General features: G+C 63.3%; 23 protein-coding genes. 13 read left to right on the forward strand and 10 right to left on the reverse strand.

The window, feature by feature from the left end:
* From PFLCHA0_RS05485 to PFLCHA0_RS05505, 5 genes are all read right to left on the reverse strand, one after another.
* Nucleotides 1-1023 carry an SIS domain-containing protein gene (locus PFLCHA0_RS05485; protein WP_121528480.1) on the reverse strand — a complete coding sequence of 341 codons (1023 nt, stop codon included), beginning with the start codon at nucleotides 1021-1023 and terminating at the stop codon, nucleotides 1-3.
* Nucleotides 1004-2110, reverse strand: a complete 1107-nt coding sequence (gene nagA, locus PFLCHA0_RS05490; protein WP_015634273.1) for an N-acetylglucosamine-6-phosphate deacetylase — start codon at nucleotides 2108-2110, stop codon at nucleotides 1004-1006. The genes PFLCHA0_RS05485 and nagA overlap by 20 nt, the downstream gene beginning before the upstream one ends.
* A gap of 27 nt (nucleotides 2111-2137) precedes the next feature.
* Nucleotides 2138-2869, reverse strand: a complete 732-nt coding sequence (locus tag PFLCHA0_RS05495) for a GntR family transcriptional regulator (protein ID WP_011059432.1) — start codon at nucleotides 2867-2869, stop codon at nucleotides 2138-2140.
* A 275-nt stretch (nucleotides 2870-3144) separates the two neighbouring features.
* On the reverse strand, nucleotides 3145-3648 hold the full coding sequence (locus PFLCHA0_RS05500; protein ID WP_011059433.1) for a L,D-transpeptidase family protein: 504 nt from the start codon (nucleotides 3646-3648) through the stop codon (nucleotides 3145-3147).
* A gap of 48 nt (nucleotides 3649-3696) precedes the next feature.
* Nucleotides 3697-4248: an NUDIX hydrolase gene (locus tag PFLCHA0_RS05505; RefSeq protein ID WP_011059434.1), complete on the reverse strand. Its 552-nt coding sequence runs from the start codon at nucleotides 4246-4248 to the stop codon at nucleotides 3697-3699.
* Nucleotides 4249-4395: 147 nt separating this feature from the next.
* On the opposite strand from PFLCHA0_RS05505, the gene PFLCHA0_RS05510 reads away from it, so the two are divergent.
* From PFLCHA0_RS05510 to purT, 5 genes are all read left to right on the forward strand, one after another.
* Entirely contained in the window at nucleotides 4396-4995 is a 600-nt protein-coding gene (locus tag PFLCHA0_RS05510; protein ID WP_011059435.1) for a CoA pyrophosphatase, read from the forward strand.
* 56 nt (nucleotides 4996-5051) lie between these two features.
* On the forward strand, nucleotides 5052-5576 hold the full coding sequence (locus tag PFLCHA0_RS05515) for a gamma carbonic anhydrase family protein (RefSeq protein WP_015634274.1): 525 nt from the start codon (nucleotides 5052-5054) through the stop codon (nucleotides 5574-5576).
* A complete protein-coding gene (locus PFLCHA0_RS05520; RefSeq protein WP_011059437.1) occupies nucleotides 5573-5788 on the forward strand; it encodes a DUF1289 domain-containing protein in 216 nt (71 codons plus the stop codon). The genes PFLCHA0_RS05515 and PFLCHA0_RS05520 overlap by 4 nt, the downstream gene beginning before the upstream one ends.
* A gap of 132 nt (nucleotides 5789-5920) precedes the next feature.
* A complete protein-coding gene (locus tag PFLCHA0_RS05525; protein WP_015634275.1) occupies nucleotides 5921-6388 on the forward strand; it encodes a hypothetical protein in 468 nt (155 codons plus the stop codon).
* A gap of 93 nt (nucleotides 6389-6481) precedes the next feature.
* Entirely contained in the window at nucleotides 6482-7663 is a 1182-nt protein-coding gene (gene purT / locus PFLCHA0_RS05530) for a formate-dependent phosphoribosylglycinamide formyltransferase (RefSeq protein WP_015634276.1), read from the forward strand.
* Nucleotides 7664-7740: 77 nt separating this feature from the next.
* Here purT and PFLCHA0_RS05535 read toward each other — a convergent pair whose 3' ends face one another.
* From PFLCHA0_RS05535 to PFLCHA0_RS05545, 3 genes are all read right to left on the reverse strand, one after another.
* Nucleotides 7741-9057, reverse strand: a complete 1317-nt coding sequence (locus tag PFLCHA0_RS05535) for an MFS transporter (RefSeq protein WP_015634277.1) — start codon at nucleotides 9055-9057, stop codon at nucleotides 7741-7743.
* A 290-nt stretch (nucleotides 9058-9347) separates the two neighbouring features.
* Nucleotides 9348-10577, reverse strand: a complete 1230-nt coding sequence (locus tag PFLCHA0_RS05540; protein WP_015634278.1) for a transporter associated domain-containing protein — start codon at nucleotides 10575-10577, stop codon at nucleotides 9348-9350.
* A gap of 9 nt (nucleotides 10578-10586) precedes the next feature.
* Nucleotides 10587-11399, reverse strand: a complete 813-nt coding sequence (locus tag PFLCHA0_RS05545) for a cytochrome C assembly family protein (protein WP_011059442.1) — start codon at nucleotides 11397-11399, stop codon at nucleotides 10587-10589.
* A 209-nt stretch (nucleotides 11400-11608) separates the two neighbouring features.
* Here PFLCHA0_RS05545 and ffh point away from each other — a divergent pair, with 209 nt between their 5' ends.
* The 5 genes from ffh to rplS all read left to right on the forward strand — a co-directional run bounded on the left by ffh (nucleotide 11609) and on the right by rplS (nucleotide 15181).
* Nucleotides 11609-12985, forward strand: a complete 1377-nt coding sequence (gene ffh / locus PFLCHA0_RS05550; RefSeq protein WP_011059443.1) for a signal recognition particle protein — start codon at nucleotides 11609-11611, stop codon at nucleotides 12983-12985.
* Nucleotides 12986-13236: 251 nt separating this feature from the next.
* Nucleotides 13237-13488 carry a 30S ribosomal protein S16 gene (gene rpsP / locus PFLCHA0_RS05555; protein ID WP_007927680.1) on the forward strand — a complete coding sequence of 84 codons (252 nt, stop codon included), beginning with the start codon at nucleotides 13237-13239 and terminating at the stop codon, nucleotides 13486-13488.
* A gap of 5 nt (nucleotides 13489-13493) precedes the next feature.
* On the forward strand, nucleotides 13494-14030 hold the full coding sequence (rimM, locus tag PFLCHA0_RS05560) for a ribosome maturation factor RimM (protein WP_011059444.1): 537 nt from the start codon (nucleotides 13494-13496) through the stop codon (nucleotides 14028-14030).
* On the forward strand, nucleotides 14012-14785 hold the full coding sequence (gene trmD, locus PFLCHA0_RS05565) for a tRNA (guanosine(37)-N1)-methyltransferase TrmD (protein WP_019094770.1): 774 nt from the start codon (nucleotides 14012-14014) through the stop codon (nucleotides 14783-14785). Before rimM ends, trmD begins: the two co-directional genes overlap by 19 nt.
* A 45-nt stretch (nucleotides 14786-14830) precedes the next feature.
* Nucleotides 14831-15181 (forward strand): 50S ribosomal protein L19, encoded by a 351-nt coding sequence (rplS, locus tag PFLCHA0_RS05570; protein WP_009047143.1) that lies wholly within the window; start codon nucleotides 14831-14833, stop codon nucleotides 15179-15181.
* Between the two features lie 58 nt (nucleotides 15182-15239).
* On the opposite strand, the gene PFLCHA0_RS05575 is transcribed toward rplS, so the two are convergent.
* Complete coding sequence (locus PFLCHA0_RS05575) at nucleotides 15240-17366, reverse strand: DUF4132 domain-containing protein (RefSeq protein ID WP_015634280.1); 2127 nt, start codon at nucleotides 17364-17366, stop codon at nucleotides 15240-15242.
* 325 nt (nucleotides 17367-17691) lie between these two features.
* Here PFLCHA0_RS05575 and PFLCHA0_RS05580 point away from each other — a divergent pair, with 325 nt between their 5' ends.
* A complete protein-coding gene (locus PFLCHA0_RS05580; protein ID WP_019094772.1) occupies nucleotides 17692-18105 on the forward strand; it encodes an acyl-CoA thioesterase in 414 nt (137 codons plus the stop codon).
* Nucleotides 18106-18174: 69 nt separating this feature from the next.
* Here PFLCHA0_RS05580 and PFLCHA0_RS05585 read toward each other — a convergent pair whose 3' ends face one another.
* The gene (locus PFLCHA0_RS05585; protein WP_015634282.1) at nucleotides 18175-19977 is read right to left on the reverse strand and encodes a cation:proton antiporter; all 1803 of its coding nucleotides are present in this window, start codon (nucleotides 19975-19977) and stop codon (nucleotides 18175-18177) included.
* A gap of 107 nt (nucleotides 19978-20084) precedes the next feature.
* On the opposite strand from PFLCHA0_RS05585, the gene xerD reads away from it, so the two are divergent.
* A complete protein-coding gene (gene xerD / locus PFLCHA0_RS05590) occupies nucleotides 20085-20981 on the forward strand; it encodes a site-specific tyrosine recombinase XerD (protein ID WP_011059449.1) in 897 nt (298 codons plus the stop codon).
* 149 nt (nucleotides 20982-21130) lie between these two features.
* Nucleotides 21131-21862 (forward strand): thioredoxin fold domain-containing protein, encoded by a 732-nt coding sequence (locus PFLCHA0_RS05595; protein WP_011059450.1) that lies wholly within the window; start codon nucleotides 21131-21133, stop codon nucleotides 21860-21862.
* Nucleotides 21863-21977: the final 115 nt, after the last annotated feature.

Below are 21977 nucleotides of genomic sequence, written 5' to 3' on the forward strand. Positions count from 1 at the left end.
TTAGTGAGTGCGGGTCACTTTGCTCAGGTGGCGCGGTTGGTCGGGGTCCATGCTGCGGGCTTGGGCGAGGCCGGCGGCCATGACGTAGAAACTCTGGATCGCCAGGATCGGGTCGAGTGCCGGGTGTTCGGCACGACTCAGGGTCAGGTCCCGTTCACCGATGTCGTCCGGAGCGGCCAGCAGCACCTTGGCGCCGCGCTGGCGCATGTCGGCGGCCAGGCTCAGCAGGCCGCCCTGCTCGGCGCCGCGGGGGGCGAACACCAGCAGCGGATAGTCGTGGTCGATCAGCGCCATGGGGCCGTGGCGGACTTCGGCACTGCTGAAGGCTTCGGCCTGGATAGCCGAGGTTTCCTTGAGCTTGAGCGCGGCTTCCTGGGCAATGGCGAATCCCGCCCCGCGGCCGATCACCATCAGGCGCTGGCAATCGCGCAGCGCATTGACGGCCAGGCTCCAATCCTGGGTCGCGGCCTGGCGCAAGCCTTCAGGCAGGGCCAGGCCGGCTTCGAGCAAGCGTCCGTCATCATTCCAGTGGCCGATCAGTCGCGCGCTGGCACTGAGGGTGGCAATAAAGCTCTTGGTGGCGGCCACGCTCTGCTCGGCGCCGGCGTGCAACGGCAGGAAGAATTCGCTGGCCGCTTCCAGCGGGCTGTTTTGCGCGTTGACCATGGCCACGCTGAGCGCCCCGCGCTTGCGCAGCAGGCGCACGCTGTTTACCAGGTCCGGGCTTTGCCCCGATTGCGAAAAGGCGAACACCGCCTGGCCGCTGACCCGCAGGGGCGCCTGCTGCATGGTCACCACCGACATCGGCAGCGAGGCCACGGGAATACCCACTTGCTGCATGGTCAGGTAGGCGAAGTAGCTGGCGGCGTGGTCGGAGCTGCCCCGGGCCACGGTCATCGCCACTTGTGGCGGCTGGCGGCGCAGGCGGCCGGCGACCTCGAGCAGCGCCGGGTCCAGGTGCTGCAACTGGTTGCTCGCGGCCAGGTGCGAGGACAGCGCCTCTTCAAGCATTTTTGAAGTCAATGTCTTCTCCTTCGACCATGACGGCGGTCAGTGTGAGTGCCCGGTCCAGGCGCACACTGTCGGCCCAGCTGCCAGGTTGCAGGCGGCCGCGTTCAGGGATGCCGAGGTAGTCGGCGGGAAATTGCGACAGGCGCTGCGAGGCTTCGGCCAGGGGCAGGCCGATCTTCACCAGATTGCGCAGGGCCTGGTCCATGGTCAGGGTGCTGCCGGCCAGCGTGCCGTCGGCCAGGCGCACACCACCCAGGCACTTGGTCACGGTGTGGCTGCCCAGCTTGTATTCACCGTCGGGCATGCCGGCAGCTGCGGTGGAGTCGGTAACGCAGTACAGGCATGGGATCGAGCGCAGGGCCACGCGCATGGCGCCGGGATGCACGTGCAGCAGGTCCGGGATCAGCTCGGCGTACTGGGCGTGGGCCAGGGCCGCGCCGACGATCCCCGGCTCGCGGTGATGCAGCGGGCTCATGGCGTTGTACAGGTGGGTGAAACTGGTGGCACCAGCGGCGAGGGCCGCCACGCCTTCCTCGTAGCTGCCCAGGGTGTGGCCGATCTGCATGCGCACGCCGCGGGCGCTGAGTTCGCGGATCAGGCCGTCGTGGCCGGCGACTTCCGGGGCGATGGTGATCACGCGGATCGGCGCCAGCGCCAGGTACTGCTCCACTTCCGCCAGCAGTGCGGTGTGGGCGAAGTTGGGCTGGGCGCCAAGTTTGCCGGGGTTGATGTAGGGGCCTTCCAGATGCACGCCGAGCACTCGGGCGCAGCCTTTGGGGCGCTGTTCGGCATAGCTGCCCAGTTGCTCCAGGACCTGGCGGATTTCCTCGCTGGGGGCCGTCATGGTGGTGGCCAGCAACGAGGTGGTGCCGAAGCGCACATGGGTGCGGGTGATGGTCTGGAAGGCATCGCGGCCTTGCATGATGTCCTTGCCGCCGCCGCCGTGCACATGCAGGTCGATAAAGCCGGGCAGCAGGTAGGGCAGGTCGTTGTCCGCCGGATTGCAGGGGCTGCCTTCGATGGCGATCACCTTGCCGTCCTGATGCAGCAGACGGCCGCGGACCCAGCCTTGGGGCGTGAGGATATTGTCTTCGGACATGGCGTTTCTCTGGCTCCGGAAGCGGGTTCAGCGTCGCAGTTCAGCGACGAAGTCGTAGTAGTCGTTGCGGCAGTAGGTGTCGGTGACCTCGATCGGCGTGTTGTCTTCCAGGTAGCCGACCCGGGTCATCAGCAACATGGCGGTGCCGGGGGCGATGCCCACCAGGGCGGCGAATTCGTCCGAGGCATTGATCGCCTGGATGTGCTGCAGCGCCCGCACCACGGGCTTGCCGATGCCATCGAGGTATTCATAGAGCGAATCCCCGACCGCTTCCGGCTGGGCGATGATGCTGGCCGGCAGGGTGCTCATCTCGATGGCCATCACTGTGTCATCGGCTTTGCGCAGGCGCTTGAGCCGCGCCACCTTGTCGTTGGGCGACAGGCCGAGGCGGATCAGTTCTTCATGGGTGGGCGGGGTGAGGGTGCGTTCCAGCCATTGGGAGCCGGGCACGAAACCCTTCAGGCGGAGCATTTCGCTGAAGCCGGAGAGCCGCGACAGCGGTTGCTCCAGGCGCGGGGTGATGAAGGTCCCCGAGCCCTGGCTGCGGCGGATCAAGCCCTGTTCGAAGAGCACTTCCAGGGCCTTGCGCGCGGTGACCCGGGAGATCCCCAGCAATTCGCTGAGGTTGCGTTCCGACGGCAGTGCCTGCTCGGCTTTCCACTGGCCGGCATGGATTGCCGCTTCCAGGTTGCGAGCCAGTTGCAGGTACAGCGGAGTGGGTTGGGAGTCGTCGGGGCGCAGGGCCAGGAGGTGATTCATCTGTAGGTTTTCCGATGCGGTTATTAGGTTGTTGTCGCCCGGTAGTGCCGAAAAACTAATACCACTTAGATACCATGTCAACGCCACTGGTCTGCTGAAGGTGGCGTAAATCCAGCGTTTACGGGGTGCTTTGAAGGGTAAATGATTAAAGTGGTATTAGGCAGGTCTGACTGCCATCGCCATGGCGTCGAGTGGCGACCCCTTGCGGGTCGCCAAGTGGTATGGGCGCAGTGGAAGAGCTGGCGGGGGTAAAAATATTTTTTGCGGAAGGGAAATTAAGGGCGGATCTCGATCATGGTGCCGTCCTTGACCAGGCCCCAGACCTCGCGCATGTCGACGTTGCGCATGGCGATGCACCCGTCTGTCCAGTCCAGGGTGTGGAAATACTGCTCCGGGAATTCTTCGGTGTCCGGGGTGCCGTGGATCATGATCATGCCGCCCGGGTCCACCCCTTCGCGCCGCGAGCGGGCGGCATCGGTGATGTTCGGATAGGAGATGTGCATGGCCAGGTTGTAGCGGTCGCTGGTCTTGCGCCAGTCGAGCCAGTAGAGGCCTTCAGGGGTGCGCTTGTCGCCCTCCATGAGCTTGGGACCCTTGGGTTTCTTGCCCAGGGATATGCGGTAGGTCTTCAGTGGCTTGCCACCGTTGATCAGTTGCAGTTGATGGGCGGACTTGAGCACCAGGACCTTTTCGATGACCTTGCCGTCCAGGGTTTCCACGGTGGAGGCCTGGCACACAGCAACGACGGAACAGCACAGCAGGGCAAGCAACCAGCGCATTGACACGATATCCCCAGGCGCACACAGATCCCGTGCACGTTTTATTGTTTAACTGATGGCAGGCTGAGAGAGCGGCGGAATGGATTCGGAGCGCACTTCAAAGGCTGCGGCCCGCCGGTCAGCGAAGAAGCATTCTAAGGTACGGCCGACGGTGCGGAAAGCCAGCTCGGACCAAGGGATATCGGCTTCGTCGAACAACTGCACTTCCAGGCTCTCGGGGCCGGCGGCAAAGTCCAGGTCGGCGAGCTCCGCGCGAAAGAACACATGCACCTGGCTGATGTGCGGCACGTCGATCAGGGTGTAGATGCTCAGGCCGCGCACCCGGGCGCAGGCCTCCTCGTAGGTTTCGCGAATGGCCGCCTGTTCGATGGTCTCGCCGTTTTCCATGAAGCCTGCGGGCAGGGTCCAGTAGCCCAGGCGCGGCTCGATGGCGCGACGGCACAGCAGCACCTTGCCCTCCCAGGTGGCAAGGCAGCCGGCGACGATATTGGGGTTCTGGTAATGGATGGTCTGGCAGTGGTCGCAGACATAGCGCAGGCGCGAATCGCCTTCGGGAATGCGCTGGGTCACCGGGTTGCCGCACTGGCTGCAAAATTTCATGTGGGGTATCCGAAAAGGCTGGGGCTATCTTGGCGCGCCAGCCCCGTTGTCGGCAAGTTGTCGTTAAGCGACATGCCCGGGGGCGGGGGTTGGGCCGAAGATTGGATTGGTGCATGATGCACGGTAGCCAACAGATCGAGATGCCTCATGCTGGACGAGCTACTTCATCGGGTAAGCCACTACACGCCGCGTACGCTGGAGACCGACCGACGTTTTCCCGAGGCTGCGGTGCTGGTGCCCATCACCCGCAGCGAAGAACCGGAACTGGTATTGACCTTGCGTGCCAGCGGGCTGTCGACCCATGGCGGCGAGGTGGCTTTCCCTGGTGGCCGGCGCGATCCGGAAGACCCGGACCTGATCTTTACCGCGCTGCGCGAGGCCAAGGAGGAAATCGGCCTGCCGCCGGGGCTGGTGGAGGTCATCGGGCCTTTGAGCCCGCTGATTTCCCTGCACGGAATCAAGGTCACGCCTTACGTCGGGGTGATTCCCGACTATGTCGAATACCAGGCCAATGACGCCGAGATCGCCGCCGTTTTCAGCGTGCCCCTGGAGTTCTTTCGCCAGGACCCCCGTGAACATACCCATCGCATCGATTACCAGGGGCGCAGCTGGTACGTCCCCAGCTACCGCTTTGGCGAGTACAAGATCTGGGGCCTGACCGCGATCATGATCGTCGAGCTGGTCAACCTGTTGTACGACGCCGGAATCAGCCTGCATCGCCCGCCGAAAAACTATATCGATACCTGAAGCCATCACTTCGCATGGCATAAACCCGCGGCTGCCTGAGCCATGAGGACAATAAGATGAAATACCGCCTGGGCGACGCCCGAGTCGAGACCCATCCACAGAGCTGGGTTGCCCCGAATGCCACGCTGGTGGGCAAGGTCAAATTGGAGGAGGGAGCCAGCGTCTGGTTCAACGCCGTGCTGCGCGGGGACAACGAACTGATCCTGATCGGCAAGCACAGCAACGTCCAGGATGGCACGGTGATGCACACCGACATGGGCTTTCCCCTGAGCATCGGTACCGGCGTGACCATCGGCCACAATGCCATGCTGCACGGCTGCACCGTGGGCGACTACAGCCTGATCGGCATCAACGCGGTGATCCTCAATGGCGCGAAGATCGGCAAGAACTGCATCATCGGCGCCAACTCGCTGATCGGCGAGGGCAAGGAAATCCCCGACGGTTCACTGGTCATGGGCTCGCCAGGCAAGGTGGTACGGGAGTTGACCGAGCCGCAGAAGAAAATGCTCGAAGCCAGCGCCGCGCACTACGTTCATAATGCCCAGCGTTATGCCCGAGACCTGGTTGAGCAAGAACAATGACAGCCCCTGAAAGACCCGTCGCTTCGCCCTGCGTGAGCATCTGTGCCCTGGACGAGCAGGATATCTGCACCGGTTGCCAGCGCACGGTGGACGAGATCACCCGCTGGAGCCGCATGGACAACGCCGAGCGGCGTGCGGTCCTGGCCCTGTGCCATGAGCGGGCCAAGTCCAGCGGCTTGCTGTGGATGATCGGCTCCAGCTCGGCAAGTTGATCCGCTGGTTTCGCCAGCAAGCCGGCTCCTGCAATCTTGTGCAGGTGCCAGCGTGCTGGCGAAAGGGCTTCTTGGCCCAGCCCCGGGCCTGCAGTAACCTGTGCACCTTCCTGACAGGTACCCTTCGCCCCCATGTTCTTCCTGATCGCCTATATCAGCAGTGTCGTGCTGATCAACTACGCCTTTTCGTCTGCCCCGCATCTGGACATCATCTGGTCGGCCTGGGGCGGGTTGGTGTTTGTCCTGCGGGACATGGTGCAGACTCGTTTCGGCCACGGCGCCATCGTCGCGATGCTGGCGGCCCTGGTGCTGTCCTATGTGACCTCCGATCCGACCATCGCCCTGGCCAGCGCCACGGCATTCGCCGTCTCGGAATGCATCGACTGGCTGGTGTTCAGTATCACCAAGCGGCCCCTGCATGATCGTCTATGGATCAGCTCGGCCCTGAGCATTCCCCTGGATACCTTCATCTTCTTCGGCATGATCGATGCCTTGACCCCTGGGGTGATCCTGACCGCCCTGGGTTCGAAGTTTGCCGGTGTCACCGTGGTCTGGCTGGCCATGGCCTGGCGTTTGCGCAAAGCGGCGTGCGCCGGCTGAGCCAAAGCCCGCGCTTCATGTAAAATGCCGCTCCCCATGGGTCGCCCGCCTGGCGCTCGGCCCTCGATGATCCGCTCCTTTGAGGACCTTCAGATGACTCGTATCGGAACTCCACTGTCGCCAACCGCGACCCGCGTCTTGCTTTGTGGCTGTGGTGAGTTGGGCAAGGAGGTGGTGATCGAGCTGCAACGCCTGGGTGTCGAGGTGATTGCCGTGGACCGCTACGCCAACGCTCCGGCGATGCAGGTGGCCCATCGCAGCCACGTGATCAACATGCTTGATGGCGCGGCGCTGCGGGCCGTGATCGAAGCCGAGAAGCCGCACTTCATCGTGCCGGAAATCGAAGCCATCGCTACCGCGACCCTGGTGGAACTGGAAGCCGAGGGCTTCACCGTGATCCCCACCGCCCGGGCCACCTCCTTGACCATGAACCGCGAAGGCATCCGGCGCCTGGCCGCTGAAGAGCTGGACCTGCCGACCTCGCCGTACCATTTCGCCGACACCTTCGAAGACTATTCCAAGGCCGTGCAAGACCTGGGCTTCCCGTGCGTGGTCAAGCCGGTGATGAGTTCCTCGGGCAAGGGCCAGAGCCTGCTGCGCAGCGTCGACGACGTGCAGAAAGCCTGGGACTACGCCCAGGAAGGCGGCCGTGCCGGCAAGGGCCGGGTGATCATCGAAGGCTTTATCGACTTCGACTACGAAATCACCCTGTTGACCGTGCGTCATGTGGGCGGCACCACCTTCTGCGCGCCGGTCGGCCATCGTCAGGAAAAGGGCGACTACCAGGAATCCTGGCAGCCTCAGGCCATGAGTCCCAAAGCCCTGGCCGAATCCGAGCGGGTGGCCAAGGCAGTCACCGAGGCCCTGGGGGGCCGCGGCCTGTTTGGCGTGGAACTGTTCATCAAGGGCGACCAGGTGTGGTTCAGCGAAGTGTCGCCGCGCCCACACGACACTGGCCTGGTGACCCTGATTTCCCAGGACCTGTCCCAGTTCGCCCTGCATGCGCGGGCCATTCTCGGCTTGCCGATTCCGCTGATCCGCCAGTTCGGCCCTTCGGCTTCGGCGGTGATCCTGGTAGAAGGCACGTCCACCCAGACCGCCTTCGCCAACCTCGGTGCCGCCCTGAGCGAGCCGGACACTGCGCTGCGCCTGTTCGGCAAGCCGGAAGTCAATGGCCAGCGCCGCATGGGCGTAGCCCTGGCGCGTGACGAGTCGATCGAAGCCGCCCGGGCCAAGGCGACCCGCGCTGCGCAAGCGGTGGTGGTCGAGCTGTAAAAAGCATTGCGAGCAAGCTCGCTCCTACAGCGTTCGGACTGAACCTGTAGGAGCGAGCTTGCTCGTGAAGCGGTCGCTCAAGCGACCCGATTCAAATCGTTATTGCGCGTTTCCTTCAGGCACAGCACCGCGATGAGACTGAGGATCGCCGCCCCTGAAACATACCCCCCAACCCAGCTCAAACCGCCCATCGCCACCAGTTTCTGGGCGAAGAACGGCGCGGCCGAAGCTCCGACGATGCCCCCCAGGTTGTACGCCGCCGAAGCGCCGGTATAACGCACGTGGGTCGGGAACAGTTCCGGCAGCAGGGCGCCCATCGGGGCGAAGGTGACCCCCATCAGGAACAGTTCGATGCACAGGAACAGCGCCACGCCGGCGGTGGAACCCTGGGTCAGCAGGGGTTCCATGGTGAAGCCGGACAGAATCGCCAGCACGCCGCCGACAATCAGCACCGGCTTGCGCCCGAAGCGGTCGCTGGCCCAGGCCGACAGAGGGGTGGCCGCGGCCATGAACAGTACGGCGAAGCACAGCAGGCCGAGGAAGGTTTCCCGGCTGTAGCCCAGGGTAGCGACGCCGTAGCTCAGGGAAAACACCGTGGAGATGTAGAACAGGGCGTAGCACACCACCATCGACGCGGCGCCGAGCAGTACCGGCAGCCAGTACTGGCTGAAGAGTTCCACCAGTGGCATCTTCACCCGTTCCTGGCGTGCCACGGCGTTGGCAAAGACCGGGGTTTCGTGCAGCTTCAGGCGCACGTACAGGCCCACCATCACCAGGGCGGCGCTGAGCAGGAAGGGAATGCGCCAGCCCCAGGAGCGGAACTGCTCGTCATCCAGGCCCATGGCCAGGGCCAGGAACAGGCCGTTGGCAGCGAGAAAACCGATGGAGGGGCCCAACTGCGGGAACATGCCGAACCAGGCGCGCTTGCCTTCCGGTGCGTTCTCCGTGGCCAGCAGCGCGGCGCCGCCCCATTCGCCACCCAACCCCAGGCCCTGGCCGAAGCGCAGCACGCAAAGCAGGATGGGCGCCCAGGCGCCGATGCTGGCGTAGCCTGGCAGTACGCCGATCAGGGTGGTGCACACGCCCATCAGCAGCAGCGAGGCAACCAGGGTCGACTTGCGTCCGATACGGTCGCCGAAGTGGCCGAACAGTGCCGAGCCCAAGGGGCGGGCAAGGAAGGCGATGCCGAAGGTCAGGAACGCCGAGAGCATCTGGGCGGTGCCGGAGGTCTGGGGAAAGAATACCGGGCCTATCACCAGTGCGGCGGCGGTGGCGTAGACGTAAAAGTCGTAGAACTCGATGGCGGTGCCGATAAAGCTGGCAGTGGCCACCCGCGAGGCGGAATTGCTCGGTTGGGCAGGCGTGGTGGCGCTGTAGGCGGTGCTGGTCGTCATGCGGTTATCCCTGACAGTCTGTGCTCCGGTGGAGCGAATTATTATGGTCGAGCACCCAGGGATGTGGGTTTGGCGCGGTCGTCCCTCGGGATGGGAGTGACGTCGAACAGAAGGGCTGGTTATCGGCAGATTTGCGCTGGGTGCGGGTAGCACGCGGGTCTGCACAGGGCTTGGGTAAGCGGATCGATTATAGAAAGGCGGCTAACGATTCAACAAGGGGCTTGGCGGCTGCCGGGCTGGCGAGACGGTTTTCGACCTTCAGGGGCGCCATTGGCTGCGGCGGCAGGCGATCAGATGCGGGCGGGGACGCTGCTGGTGTGCCAGATCAGTACGCGGCTGACGCGGTTTTCCTCGGTTTCGAGGATTTCCAGGCGGTAGCGGCCGATTTTCAGGCACACCGCGCTGTCGGGGATGGTTTCCAAGGCTTCGGTGACCAGGCCGTTGAGGGTCTTGGGACCGTCGCTGGGCAGGTGCCAGCCCAGGCTCTTGTTCAGCTCGCGGATCGATGCCGCACCTTCCACCACATAGCGGCCATCGGCCTGGGGGTGGATGTGCGGGTTGTCCAGGCTGTGCTCGCTTTCGAACTCGCCGACGATTTCTTCGAGGATGTCTTCCAGGGTGACGATGCCCAGCACTTCGCCGTATTCGTCCACCACCATGCCCAGGCGCCGTTGCTGCTTGTGGAAGTTGAGCAGTTGCAACTGCAACGGGGTGCTTTCCGGGACGAAGTAGGGGTCGTGGCAGGCCGCCAGCAGGGCGTCCTTGGTCAGGCTGGCGTCCGGCAGCAGGTGACGGATCTGTCGGGTGTTGAGCACCGCTTCGACCTGGTTGATATCGCTGTGGAACACCGGCAGCCGTGTGCGTCGGTTCAGGCGCAGTTGGGCGATGATGTCCTCGATCGGGTCGTCCAGGTTGATGCCGTCCACTTCGCTGCGGGGCACCAGGATGTCATTGACGGTGATGTTGTCCAGGGCGTGGATGCCGGACAGGGCATGTGGCTCCTGTGGCGTGGGCTCGTCGTCCAGCAGCGCCGGGTCGTCGTCACTGTGCTTGACCGCGCTGGCCTTGCGGGCAAACGGGCGCAGCAGCAACTGGCTGAGGGTGTCGAGCAGCCAGGCCAGGGGATAGACGATTTTCATCGGGATGAACAGCAGGCTGTTGCCAAAGCCCAAGGTACCTTCCGGGTAGCGCATGGCCAGAGCCCGCGGCAGGTATTCGGCCAGCACCAGCAGGGCGCAGGTGCTGATCAGGCAGGCCAGCCAGGGGCCATTTTCCGCCCAGTAGAACAGCGCTAGCAGGGTGCTGATGATTACGGCCAGGACCCGGCACAGGGTATTGCACAGGATCAGGCTTTCCTTGGGGAAGGCCAGGCGTGCCTGGGACTTGTCGCCATTGCGCGAGTTGCTGCGCAGGGTCAGCAGGTGCTGCTGGGCGGCATCGATAGCGGTGAACAGGCCCGACCAGACGATGAGCAGGGCGATTACCGCGAGCATGGGCCCGGTGGGCAGGGAGTCGGTCATGGCCGGTCGTCAGATGTGCAGGATGTATTCACGAACCAGCTTGCTGCCAAAGTAGGCCAGCATCAGCAGGCAGAAACCTGCCAGGGTCCAGCGAATTGCCTTGTGCCCGCGCCAGCCGAGGCGATTGCGGCCCCATAGCAGCACGCTGAACACTACCCAGGCCAGGCAGGCCAGCAGTGTCTTGTGCACCAGGTGCTGGGCGAACAGGTTCTCGACGAACAGCCAGCCGGAGATCAGCGACAGCGACAGCAGGGTCCAGCCGGCCCAGAGAAAACCGAACAGCAGGCTTTCCATGGTTTGCAGCGGCGGGAAGTTCCTGATCAGCCCGGACGGGTGCTTGTTCTTCAGCTGATGGTCCTGCACCAGCAGCAACAAGGCCTGGAACACCGCGATGGTGAACATGCCGTAGGCCAGGATCGACAACAGGATGTGGGCGAGGATCCCGGGCTCCTCATCGATCACCGGCACTGTGCCTGTGGGGACGAATTGCGCCAGTAGCGCGGTCAGGGCGCCGAGCGGGAATAGCAGTACCAGCAGGTTTTCCACCGGGATGCGCCAGCAGGCCAGCAGGGTCAGGGCGATGACTGCAGCGGCAATCAGGCTGGCGGCGCTGAAGAAGTCCAGGCCCAGGCCGACCGGAGTCAGCAAGTGGGTCAGCAGGCTGGCGGCATGGGCCAGCAAGGCCAGGATGCCGAGCGTAACCAGCAGGCGCTTGTTCGCCTTGGCGCCTGTGGCCAGGCGGGAGCCTTGGTAGAAGGTCGCAGCGGCATAAAGGACGGCGGCGGCGAGGGTGGGTAGCAAACTGGGTGACAAGGGGAGCATAAATCCTGTTAGGCAGGCCCGAAAGTCGCTGAGTTTGGCATAGAACCCAGAGCCCTGAAAGACCAGGCAAGCAGACGGCGAGGTGTCCGCCACGCACAGTCTTCGCTATAATCCGCGACCTGCCCACGCCGCAGGCTCATCGAGCACCTGTTTATTACGCTCTGGGCCGCCATTACCCCCGGTCTACCTTGGGCCTGAAAGGATCGAGCATGTTTGAAAACCTAACCGACCGTCTCTCGCAGACGCTGCGCCATGTCACCGGCAAGGCCAAGCTGACCGAGGACAACATCAAAGACACCCTGCGCGAAGTGCGCATGGCGCTGCTCGAAGCCGACGTTGCGTTGCCGGTGGTCAAGGACTTCGTCAACTCCGTGAAGGAGCGTGCGGTCGGCACCGAAGTGTCTCGCAGCCTGACGCCGGGCCAGGCTTTTGTGAAGATCGTCCAGGCCGAGCTGGAAAGCCTGATGGGCGCGGCCAACGAAGATTTGAACCTCAGCGCAGTGCCACCGGCCGTGGTGCTGATGGCCGGTCTGCAGGGGGCGGGTAAGACCACCACCGCCGGCAAGCTTGCGCGCTTCCTTAAAGAGCGCAAGAAAAAGAGCGTGATGGTGGTCTCCGCGGACGTCTACCGTCCGGCGGCTATCAAACAGCTGGAAACCCTGGCCAATGATATTGGCGTGACCTTCTTCCCATCGGACCTGAGCCAGAAGCCGGTAGCTATCGCCGAAGCGGCTATTAAGGAAGCGAAGCTCAAGTTCATCGATGTCGTGATTGTCGACACCGCCGGTCGCCTGCACATCGACAGCGAGATGATGGACGAGATCCAGGCGCTGCACGCGGCCATCAAGCCGGTGGAAACCCTGTTCGTGGTCGACGCCATGACCGGTCAGGACGCCGCCAACACCGCCAAGGCCTTTGGCGACGCGCTGCCGCTGACCGGTGTGATCCTGACCAAGGTCGACGGCGATGCCCGTGGTGGTGCCGCGCTGTCGGTGCGGGCCATTACCGGCAAGCCGATCAAGTTCATCGGTATGGGCGAGAAGAGCGAAGCCCTGGAGCCGTTCCACCCTGAGCGCATCGCTTCGCGCATCCTCGGCATGGGCGACGTGCTCAGCCTGATCGAACAGGCTGAAGCGACCCTCGACAAGGACAAGGCCGACAAGCTTGCTAAAAAACTGAAGAAGGGCAAGGGCTTCGACCTCGAAGACTTCCGCGATCAGTTGCAGCAGATGAAGAACATGGGCGGTCTCGGCGGCCTGATGGACAAGCTGCCGAACATCGGTGGCGTGAACCTGGCGCAGATGGGCAATGCCCAGGGCGCGGCAGAGAAGCAGTTCAAGCAGATGGAAGCCATCATCAACTCCATGACCCCGGCAGAGCGCCGCGACCCCGAGCTGATCAGCGGTTCGCGCAAGCGCCGGATCGCCCTGGGTTCCGGCACCCAGGTGCAGGACATCGGTCGCTTGATCAAGCAGCACAAGCAGATGCAGAAGATGATGAAGAAGTTCTCCGCCAAGGGCGGTATGGCCAAGATGATGCGCGGCATGGGCGGTATGTTGCCCGGCGGCGGCATGCCGAAGATCTGAAGAATCCGCGCCGGCCGTCATGCCGGCGCTTTTTTCCACGGGGACGTGGAATCCCGGGCAAACCCTCGATTGGGGTGCGCTCACTCGCTGTCGCTTGCGGCAGCTCCATGGCAAATCTGAATGGCAGCCGACGGGCGCCGGAAAAAGTCATTTGCAAAAGTCCGGATATTCCTTAGAATATGCGGCCTTTCGGGCACCCATGCCCGCTGTGCATTTAGATTTGCAGCACCGACTACAGGAACGATGTTCACATGCTAACAATCCGTCTTGCCCTTGGCGGCTCCAAAAAGCGCCCGTTTTACCACTTGACCGTGACCGACAGCCGCAACCCACGCGACGGTTCGCACAAAGAACAAGTTGGCTTCTTCAACCCGATCGCTCGTGGTCAAGAAGTCCGCCTGTCCGTGAACCAAGAGCGCGTAGCCTACTGGCTGAGCGTTGGTGCACAGCCTTCTGAGCGTGTTGCTCAGTTGCTGAAGGAATCGGCTAAGGCTGCAGCCTGAACCCTATGAACGCGACGCCAGCTCCTGCTGATGATTTGATCGTTATCGGCAAAATCTACTCTGTTCATGGCGTTCGCGGCGAAGTGAAGGTCTTTTCCTTTACTGATCCGATTAAAAACCTGTTGGACTACAAAACCTGGACGCTCAAGCGCGAAGGTAGCGTGAAGCAGGTTGAGCTGGTCAGCGGACGCGGGAACGACAAGTTCCTGGTCGCAAAGCTCAAGGGTCTTGATGATCGCGAGGAAGCTCGTCTTCTGGCCGGTTACGAGATCTGCGTGCCGCGCAGCCTGTTCCCTGAACTGACCGACGGCGAGTACTACTGGTACCAGCTGCAAGGTCTCAAGGTTATCGACGGCCTCGGGCAACTGCTCGGGAAGATCGATCACCTGCTGGAGACCGGCTCGAACGATGTAATGGTGGTCAAGCCTTGCGCTGGCAGCCTGGATGATCGCGAACGCCTGTTGCCCTATACCGAGCAATGTGTGTTGGCCGTCGACCTGGCCGCGGGCGAGATGAAGGTGGAATGGGATGCGGACTTCTAAGCGTGGCTAACTTGCGCGTAGAAGTGATCAGTTTGTTTCCCGAGATGTTCTCCGCCATCAGCGAGTACGGCATAACCAGCCGCGCGGTGAAACAGGGGCTGTTGCAGCTGACCTGTTGGAATCCGCGAGACTACACCACGGATCGACATCACACTGTGGACGATCGCCCGTTTGGCGGTGGTCCGGGCATGGTGATGAAGATCAAGCCCCTGGAAGATGCACTGGTTCAGGCCAGAAACGCAGCCGGGGAGGGCGCGAAGGTGATCTACCTGTCGCCCCAAGGCCGCCAACTGAATCAGTCGGCGGTGCGCGAGTTGGCGAATGAGGATGCATTGATCCTGATTGCTGGTCGTTATGAAGGCATTGACGAGCGTTTTATTGATGCTCATGTCGATGAAGAGTGGTCGATTGGCGACTATGTACTCTCCGGTGGCGAGCTGCCGGCGATGGTCCTGATTGATGCGGTTACGCGACTGCTGCCCGGAGCTTTAGGGCATGTGGATTCCGCGGAGGAAGATTCCTTCACGGACGGTCTGCTGGATTGCCCGCACTACACCCGACCGGAGGTGTATGCGGATCAGCGTGTTCCCGACGTGTTGCTAAGTGGCAACCACGCACACATCCGGCGTTGGCGTTTACAGCAGTCCCTTGGTCGGACCTATGAACGACGCGCCGATCTTCTGGAAAGCCGCTCGCTTTCTGGAGAAGAGAAGAAGCTGCTCGAGGAATATCTCCGCGAGCGGGACGATAGTTAACAACGTATCGATGGTAGATCCGACGATTTACCTTAGGAGCACAGCATGACCAACAAAATCATCCTTGCACTCGAAGCAGAGCAGATGACCAAAGAGATCCCAGCCTTTGCCCCGGGCGACACCATTGTCGTTCAGGTGAAAGTGAAGGAAGGTGATCGTTCCCGTCTGCAGGCGTTCGAAGGCGTAGTTATCGCCAAGCGCAACCGCGGTGTGAACAGCGCGTTCACCGTACGTAAAATCTCCAACGGCGTTGGCGTAGAGCGTACTTTCCAGACCTACAGCCCGCAGATCGACAGCATGGCTGTCAAGCGTCGCGGTGACGTGCGTAAAGCCAAGCTGTACTACCTGCGCGACCTGTCGGGTAAAGCAGCTCGCATCAAGGAAAAACTGGCTTAAGTCCAGCTTCCGATGCAGAAAAAAGCAGCCTACGGGCTGCTTTTTTGTTGCCTGTCATTTAATGCCCGGAGCGGTTCAGCAGGGCGCAGACCGTGTTGGCGATCCGTTCCAGCAGTACCTCGTCATAAGGCAGCCAGGGCAGGGCGGTCAATTTGCCGCTTTGCGCCGCCAGGGCCATCTCCACGGGTTCGCCATCGCGTGTCACGCGCCCGGTGGCCAGATGCACCGCATGGTCGCCGATGCGGACATGGCGCCCCTCCATCGACAACACCCCCTGCTCGATAAGTGGGGCGAAAGCCCTGCCCAGCACGTGCTGGCGCATCAGAGCCATCTGGGTGAGGTTGTGCCCGGCCAGCAGGTTCAGGCGTTGCTCGCGCCTGGCGGCCGGCATTTGCGGCAGGGGCTGGCCGGTGGCGCTCTGTGCCAGCTCTTCGATGGCGAAACTGCTGACGCTCACCAGCAGGTCGATGGCCCGGCAGGCTTCTGAAAACACCTGCGGCGGCACATCCTGCAGCAGCATCGGCTGCCAGTGTTTATCGGTGCGCCGAGCGAAGCTTGCGCTGCCGGACAGGCAGTGCCCCTGCAGCCCCGGATAGAGTGCCGCGTCCACCGCAAAGCTCACCCGGATATCCCCCAGGTTCCGGCTCAGGCCGCTGTCCCGGTCGATCTTCCAGCCTTCGCGGCGGGCCAGGCCGATCAGGGGGCGGATGGACAGGCTGTATCCGGCGAATGCCTGGCAGGTGTGGCTTTCCAGCTCTTGCTGAGAGGGCAGGTAGTACTCGCGAAACACTTGGCGCAGCGGTTGTTTGATCCGGCGTTCGCTGATCAGGGCCTGCCAGGCGTGGCGCTCTGCGGCGTTGGCTGACAGCGGGTGCCATAGCGAAATCCTGCACCCGGCATCCAGGCTCAGCGGTTGGCCCCGGGAGTCTAGCGCTTGCGCATCCGCGTCCAACAGGAAGCTGCGGCGTTGGCCATCTGTGCAATGGGCAACCCAAACCAGTGAGCGGGCAAAGGGCGAGCCCACGGCGGAGTCCGCCAGTTGCGCTCGCCAGTCGCGCAAAGACAACTCAAAGGCTTGCCACAGCCCGGATTCCAGGCAACTGGCCAGAAGCCCGTGCTGGGCCTTGCCGGGCGTGCTGGTGGGGGCCAGGCGCAGGGCGATCTCGGGGCGTTGGGCCAGGCCGCGTTCGGCAGGTTTGAGGTTGCGGGCGAGTTTTTTCTGGATGCTGGCATGGCGCACCAGGCCCAGGGCGCTGCGCAGTGCCTGCACGCTTTCCGGAGTCGGCACCTGCTCGATGCAGTGCCCCAGGGCGATGGCCAGGGACTGCGACGGCGCAGTCTTGGCCTGGGTCGGGGCGACGCAGGCCTTGGGCAGCAAAATGTCCATTAGTGGTGGCAGCCAGGAGGCATCGCGCAGCAGGGCGACCCGCGCGGCGCGGGCGATCACCGGAGTGTCATCGGTGGTAAAGGCGCCATCGGCCACATAGGGCGTGGCGCCGCTGTGGATGGCGTCCAGGCGCTGGGCTGCGGTACTGAGGATCTGCTGTGAGAATTCGACGTACGCCGCGTCATCCATCAGCACCCTGGCCGGATCTGCGCTCAGGTGATGATGGCCGGTCCAGTACTCGCTGCCGGCCAGGGCCTGCCGTGAGCGAGGCTCCAGTTGCCCAAGCAGTTCGAACTCCTGCCGGGCGTAGGGCGCATCGGCGTGGTGTTGTTCCACGCAACGCCGCAGCGCCGTGCGGGTTTCTTCATCCACCCATTGCGCCAGCACGTACGCCTGGTGGTAGTACAGCGCCCACTGTGGGCCCGGTTCCGCAAGGATCCTGCGCAGTTCTTCGGCCAGGGCGGAGCTCGGTGTTCCGCTGAAACAGGCCAGTTGTTCCAATGCCTCCTGCCAGTTCACGCAACTGCGCAGCGCCTCCAGCAGGGTGGTTTGATCGAGGGCCGGGCTCAGCTCCAGTTGCGTGGCCTGCTGCACGATCGCGGTCGCCAGTTGCTGCGCCGCGGGGTTGGCATGATCGCGCAGGGCTCGGCGGATGGCCGGCCACAGGCTGCCCAATTGAGCGGGCGTCAATGGGCTGATGTCGGGCGGCGGGCCGATGAAGTTCGGATGATCCACTCGGTCGGTGTTCAGGCGTTGTTGCAGGTGCGCGACGAGCGAAGGCGCGAGCGGGGCATCCATGGCGGCGGGTCTCCTTTTTCAGTGCGCGGATAATCGCATTTTTTATCGCCGGTTGTGGCCTTTGGCCCCTGGCGGGTTCTTTCAGCCCCTGCCGGGCGGCGATATACTCGCCGGCCCAATAAAGTGTGATCGCCCGATCCGTGCAGCCTGCACGGACGCCCAGGGTGCGTCGCATCCTCCCGGCAATCCTGGCCTGGTTCTATCCACAGGCAGGCCGCCCCCGATTATTCCCATCAAGCCTTGGGTCGCTGCCCTGCAGCGCTCATGGGCGTTCCATGCCCGCAGCGTGCCCGTGCGCGGATCCATCCATTCAGGCAGTAGTCCGATGACCCTTCGTGAGCAAGAAATCCAGCGCCGTACCGAACTCTCGGTGACCCGCGTGACCAAGGCGGTATTCCCGTCCACCACCAATCATCACAACACCCTGTTCGGCGGCACCGCCCTGGCCTGGATGGACGAGGTTTCGTTTATCGCCGCGACCCGTTTCTGCCGGCTGCCGTTGGTGACGGTGTCCACCGACCGCATTGATTTCAACCATCCGATTGCCGCAGGTTCGATCGTCGAATTGGTGGGGCGAGTGGTGAAGGTGGGTAACACCAGCCTCAAGGTCGAAGTCGAGGTGTTTGTAGAGAGCATGAGCTGTGATGGTCGGGAAAAGGCCATCCATGGCTTGTTCAGCTTTGTCGCCATCGACGATGACAAGCGCCCGGTGCCGGTGCTTCCAGGGTTTGCGACGTAGGAGCCGGCGTGCCGGCGAATAAGCCATCGGGCCTCTTCGCTGGCAAACCAGTTCCTGCAAGGGGGAGCGTTACAGGGACTCGGGCTGGATCAGGGCCAGCAGCGTCCAGCCTGCCGCCGGCTTGAGGCTGCTGTCTGGGGTGACGACATGCACCCAGCCGCTACTGTCGCGGGCAAACAGCAGAGTGGCGCGTTCGCCGTGCAGGGCCTGGTAATCGTTCCAGCCAAAGGCTTCGGTCAGGTTGGTGCTGTACAGCTCCGCGCCCTGGCCCAGCAGGCTGGCCAGCTTGGTGTAGGTCAAGGCCTCGCTGCCCAGCAACTGGCCGCGGTGTTCGTGGCTGGCCCGGTGCTTGTCGGTGCGCCGGCTTTCCTGGCTGTTGGCCAGGGCAAACAGGCGCTGGTGGCCGAAGTCGTGGCGAAAGCGCATGGCGGCCAGGGTGTTCAGCTCTCCTGAGGGCGAGAGTGCAAGCAAGTGGCCCAGGCCCACCAGGTCCAGATGGGCATCGGCGTGCTGCGAGGCCGGGTTGCCGAAATAGGTGGGCAGCCCTTCCATGCGCGCCGCGCGAATGTTTTCCCAGCTGGAGTCGGTCAACAGCACCCGGCTGCCCAGTTGCTGCAAGGCTTTGCCAAGGGTCCGTGCCGGGCCGTTGGCGCCGACGATGAGAAAGCCGCTGGGCGCCGGCTCGGCGACTTTCAACAGGCGCGCCAGGGAGCGAGCCGTGGCGCTTTGCAGGACCACGGTGCCGATGATCACGGCAAAGGTCAGTGGCACCAGCAGCAATGCTCCCTCATGACCGGCTTCATCCAGGCGGATGGCGAAGATCGCCGACACCGCTGCTGCAACAATCCCCCGTGGGGCAATCCACGCCAGCAAGGCGCGTTCACGCCAGTTGAGGCTGGAACCGGCCGTGGACAGCAGCACGTTCAGTGGCCGGGCGATGAACTGGATCACCAGCAGCAGGATCAGCACCAGCGGGCCCAGGGCAATCAGCGCCTTGAGGTCCAGGCGTGCCGCCAGGAGGATGAACAGCCCGGAAATCAGCAGCACGCTGAGGTTTTCCTTGAAGTGCAGGATGTGCCGCACATCCACGCCCTTCATGTTGGCCATCCACATGCCCATCAGGGTCACCGCCAGCAGCCCGGATTCGTGCATCACCTGGTTGGAAGCGATGAAGATTCCCAGCACTGCCGCCAGGGTTGCCAGGTTGTGCAGGTATTCCGGCAGCCACTGGCGGCGCATGATGCTGCCCAGGACCCAGCCGCCGGCGATGCCGAACAGGCTGCCGCACAGAATCACCCCGCCAAAGGTCAGCAGGCTCTGGCTCAGGCCCGCGCCCTCGGCGCTGGCGATGATGAAGCTGTAGACCACCACCGCCAGCAGGGCGCCGATAGGGTCGATGACGATGCCTTCCCAGCGCAGGATATTGGCGATCGAGGCCTTGGGCCGCACTACCCGCAGCATGGGCACGATCACCGTCGGTCCGGTGACCAGGGTCAGGGTGCCGAACAGCAGGGCCAGCATCCAGTCGAAGCCCAGCAGCCAGTGGGTGGCCAGGGTGATCACGGCCCAGGTGGACAGCGCGCCGATGGTCACCAGGCGGTGCACCACACTGCCGATCTCGCGCCACTCGGAGAGGTGCAGGGTCAGGCTGCCTTCGAACAGGATCAGCGCCACCGCCAGCGAAACCAGGGGCATCAACAGCGGGCCGAACATCTCCTGCGGGTCGAGCCAGCCCAGTATCGGCCCGGCCAGAATGCCGCTGAGCAACAGAAAGAGAATGGCCGGCAGTTTCAGCCTCCAGGCCAGCCACTGGCAGCCCAGCGCGGCCACGCCGATGCCGCCGAAGGCCAGCAGAATCTGTTGTTCACTCATCAATGCACCCTGTTCCTGAAAATGGCTGGCTATGAAAGACTAGCGACCCTGCGCGCAGTTCACTATTTTTTTACGCCTGGCCTCTGGGCCGCGCCTTTCGAGTCTTTATGCCTGCCATCGACCACCCCCTGATCGACCGTTTTCTCGACGCCCTGTGGTTGGAGAAAGGCCTGTCCGACAACACGCGCGACGCCTATCGCAGTGACCTGGCGTTGTTCAACGGCTGGTTGCAGGAGCAGGGGCTGGAGTTGCCGCGGGCCGGGCGCGAGCTGATCCTCGATCACCTGGCCTGGCGCGTGGAGCAAGCCTACAAGCCCCGCTCGACAGCGCGATTCCTCTCGGGCGTGCGTGGTTTCTATCGCTATCTGCTGCGGGAAAAGCTGATTGAAATCGATCCAACCTTGCAGATCGACATGCCGCAACTGGGGCGTCCGTTGCCCAAGTCGCTGTCGGAGGCGGATGTGGAAGCGCTGCTGGCCGCGCCGGACCTGAGCGAGGCCATCGGCCAGCGCGACCGGGCCATGCTCGAAGTGCTCTATGCCTGCGGCCTGCGGGTTACCGAGTTGATCAGCCTGACCCTGGAGCAGGTCAACCTGCGCCAGGGCGTGCTGCGGGTCATGGGCAAGGGCAGCAAGGAGCGCCTGGTGCCCATGGGCGAGGAGGCGATTGTCTGGGTCGAGCGCTACATGCGTGATGCCCGTGCCGAGCTGCTGGGCGGGCGTCCCAGCGACGTGCTGTTCCCCAGCCTGCGTGGCGAGCAGATGACCCGCCAGACCTTCTGGCATCGGATCAAGCACCAGGCCAAGGTCGCCGGGATCGGCAAGGCGCTGTCGCCCCACACCTTGCGCCATGCCTTCGCTACCCATCTGCTCAATCACGGCGCCGACCTGCGAGTGGTGCAGATGCTGTTGGGCCATAGCGATCTGTCCACCACCCAGATCTATACCCATGTGGCCCGCGCCCGGCTGCAGGATCTGCACGCCAAGCACCATCCGCGCGGTTGATTTGCCTTCCGGGCCGCGCTTTGCGTCGCCCGTAGTCGGTGCCGGCAAACAGATGTGATAGGCTTTGCCGGTTTGCAAAACGGCTGTTTGCGAGCGGTTGCCATGGTGATCGCTGCGAGTGGCCCATTTGCCCGCCTTCAGGAGTTCCCATGCGCTTGACCCAGATTTTTGCCGCCGCCTCCCTGGCGCTGCTCAGCACTTTTGCCATGGCCGATGACAGTGCCGAGAAAGCCATCCGCAAGAGCCTCGAGACCCTGCAGCTCGAAACGCCTGTGGAAAGCATTACCGCCAGCCCCATGGGTGGCCTGTACGAAGTCAAGCTCAAGGGCAGTCGTGTGCTGTACGCCAGCGCCGACGGCCAGTTCGTGGTCCAGGGCTACCTGTTCCAGCTCAAGGATGGCAAGCCGGTCAACCTCACCGAAAAAACCGAGCGCCTGGGCATTTCCAAGTTGATCAACGGCATTCCGGTCGCGGAAACTGTGGTCTATCCAGCCATTGGCGAAACCAAGACCCACATCACCGTGTTCACCGACACCACCTGCCCGTACTGCCACAAGCTGCACGCCGAAGTGCCCGAGCTGAACAAGCTGGGCGTGGAGGTGCGCTACGTGGCGTTCCCACGCCAGGGCCTGGGCTCGCCGGGTGACGAACAGCTGCAAGCGGTCTGGTGCTCGGCGGACAAGAAAGCCGCGATGGACAAGATGGTCGACGGCAAGGAAATCAAGGCCGCCAAGTGCGCCAACCCGGTGTCCAAGCAATTCGCCCTGGGCCAGTCGATCGGCGTCAACGGCACCCCGGCCATCGTTCTGGCTGATGGCCAGGTGATTCCCGGCTACCAGCCGGCACCGCAGATCGCCAAACTGGCCCTGGGTGCGAAATAATCCTGCATCGTCACGCTAGCCTTTGACGATCATGGCCCGCCGGCCAAGCCGGCGGGCCATTAATAGAGAGCCGCGCAGTTTGCGGCTGTATTCCACGGCCGGCCTAGAGTCGGCC

Origin of the sequence: Pseudomonas protegens CHA0 (assembly GCF_000397205.1) — a bacterium.
Classification (GTDB): domain Bacteria; phylum Pseudomonadota; class Gammaproteobacteria; order Pseudomonadales; family Pseudomonadaceae; genus Aquipseudomonas; species Aquipseudomonas protegens.

What these genes read in the sequence shown, in the direction of transcription:
- PFLCHA0_RS05575 (WP_015634280.1), bottom strand. Translation starts at nt 17,366, where the DNA reads ATGGATGCCCCGCTCGCGCCTTCGCTCGTCGCGCACCTGCAACAACGC.
- xerD (WP_011059449.1), top strand. Translation starts at nt 20,085, where the DNA reads ATGCCTGCCATCGACCACCCCCTGATCGACCGTTTTCTCGACGCCCTG.
- nagA (WP_015634273.1), bottom strand. Translation starts at nt 2,110, where the DNA reads ATGTCCGAAGACAATATCCTCACGCCCCAAGGCTGGGTCCGCGGCCGT.
- purT (WP_015634276.1), top strand. Translation starts at nt 6,482, where the DNA reads ATGACTCGTATCGGAACTCCACTGTCGCCAACCGCGACCCGCGTCTTG.
- PFLCHA0_RS05585 (WP_015634282.1), bottom strand. Translation starts at nt 19,977, where the DNA reads ATGAGTGAACAACAGATTCTGCTGGCCTTCGGCGGCATCGGCGTGGCC.
- PFLCHA0_RS05580 (WP_019094772.1), top strand. Translation starts at nt 17,692, where the DNA reads ATGACCCTTCGTGAGCAAGAAATCCAGCGCCGTACCGAACTCTCGGTG.
- PFLCHA0_RS05520 (WP_011059437.1), top strand. Translation starts at nt 5,573, where the DNA reads ATGACAGCCCCTGAAAGACCCGTCGCTTCGCCCTGCGTGAGCATCTGT.
- PFLCHA0_RS05535 (WP_015634277.1), bottom strand. Translation starts at nt 9,057, where the DNA reads ATGACGACCAGCACCGCCTACAGCGCCACCACGCCTGCCCAACCGAGC.
- rplS (WP_009047143.1), top strand. Translation starts at nt 14,831, where the DNA reads ATGACCAACAAAATCATCCTTGCACTCGAAGCAGAGCAGATGACCAAA.
- PFLCHA0_RS05515 (WP_015634274.1), top strand. Translation starts at nt 5,052, where the DNA reads ATGAAATACCGCCTGGGCGACGCCCGAGTCGAGACCCATCCACAGAGC.
- PFLCHA0_RS05505 (WP_011059434.1), bottom strand. Translation starts at nt 4,248, where the DNA reads ATGAAATTTTGCAGCCAGTGCGGCAACCCGGTGACCCAGCGCATTCCC.
- PFLCHA0_RS05545 (WP_011059442.1), bottom strand. Translation starts at nt 11,399, where the DNA reads ATGCTCCCCTTGTCACCCAGTTTGCTACCCACCCTCGCCGCCGCCGTC.
- PFLCHA0_RS05595 (WP_011059450.1), top strand. Translation starts at nt 21,131, where the DNA reads ATGCGCTTGACCCAGATTTTTGCCGCCGCCTCCCTGGCGCTGCTCAGC.
- PFLCHA0_RS05510 (WP_011059435.1), top strand. Translation starts at nt 4,396, where the DNA reads ATGCTGGACGAGCTACTTCATCGGGTAAGCCACTACACGCCGCGTACG.
- trmD (WP_019094770.1), top strand. Translation starts at nt 14,012, where the DNA reads ATGGGATGCGGACTTCTAAGCGTGGCTAACTTGCGCGTAGAAGTGATC.
- rimM (WP_011059444.1), top strand. Translation starts at nt 13,494, where the DNA reads ATGAACGCGACGCCAGCTCCTGCTGATGATTTGATCGTTATCGGCAAA.
- PFLCHA0_RS05495 (WP_011059432.1), bottom strand. Translation starts at nt 2,869, where the DNA reads ATGAATCACCTCCTGGCCCTGCGCCCCGACGACTCCCAACCCACTCCG.
- PFLCHA0_RS05500 (WP_011059433.1), bottom strand. Translation starts at nt 3,648, where the DNA reads ATGCGCTGGTTGCTTGCCCTGCTGTGCTGTTCCGTCGTTGCTGTGTGC.
- PFLCHA0_RS05525 (WP_015634275.1), top strand. Translation starts at nt 5,921, where the DNA reads ATGTTCTTCCTGATCGCCTATATCAGCAGTGTCGTGCTGATCAACTAC.
- ffh (WP_011059443.1), top strand. Translation starts at nt 11,609, where the DNA reads ATGTTTGAAAACCTAACCGACCGTCTCTCGCAGACGCTGCGCCATGTC.
- rpsP (WP_007927680.1), top strand. Translation starts at nt 13,237, where the DNA reads ATGCTAACAATCCGTCTTGCCCTTGGCGGCTCCAAAAAGCGCCCGTTT.
- PFLCHA0_RS05540 (WP_015634278.1), bottom strand. Translation starts at nt 10,577, where the DNA reads ATGACCGACTCCCTGCCCACCGGGCCCATGCTCGCGGTAATCGCCCTG.